We start from the raw sequence: 567 nt of genomic DNA on the forward strand, positions 1-567 counted from the left end.
CCCGCAGTTTCCAAAGCATTGAGGATCAGCCCGACGCCGCGATCCATACGCGCGACCGAATGGTAGTAATTCGCGAGTTCTTCGCGGACCTCCGGCAGGTCGGGCAAGAACGACGGCACGGAGACGTCCTCGGGCGCGAAGGTCGGATCCGGACCGCCCGGATCGCCAAAGCCCGCGCGCGTCATGTCGCGATGCGGGTCAATGAAACCTACAGTCAGGAAGAACGGAATCTCGGCGTCGCTGTCGAAGAAGTCCTTCGCCCGAGACGCGACCCAGTCCACGTCCCGGCTATCGCTTTCCTCGCGATGCGCCCAAGGATAGACCGGCTCCGGCCCGACATGAACCTTGCCGATGATCCCGGTGCGATAGCCGATCCGGTTGAAGAGCGCTGGCGCCGTCTCGACATGATCGAAGGTCATGAAGTGGTGGTGGTCGTGGTTCAGACCATATTGCCCGGTCTCATGCGTATGCAGCCCAGTATAGATGACAGACCGGCTGGCCGAGCAGGACGCCGTCGAGGTGAAGGCCATATCGAACCGCGTGCCGCGCGCCGCCAGCGCATCGATA

The 567-nt window shown here is 62.8% G+C and carries 1 protein-coding gene; it reads right to left on the bottom strand.

The genetic code is table 11. The annotated features are described in order from the left end of the window. Positions 1-567 (bottom strand): sulfatase-like hydrolase/transferase (locus B3D39_RS07445; protein ID WP_286789569.1); only part of this gene is annotated, 567 nt, incomplete at both ends.

The organism is Thioclava sp. UBA3469 (genome assembly GCF_002378135.1).
Lineage (GTDB): Bacteria > Pseudomonadota > Alphaproteobacteria > Rhodobacterales > Rhodobacteraceae > Thioclava > Thioclava sediminum.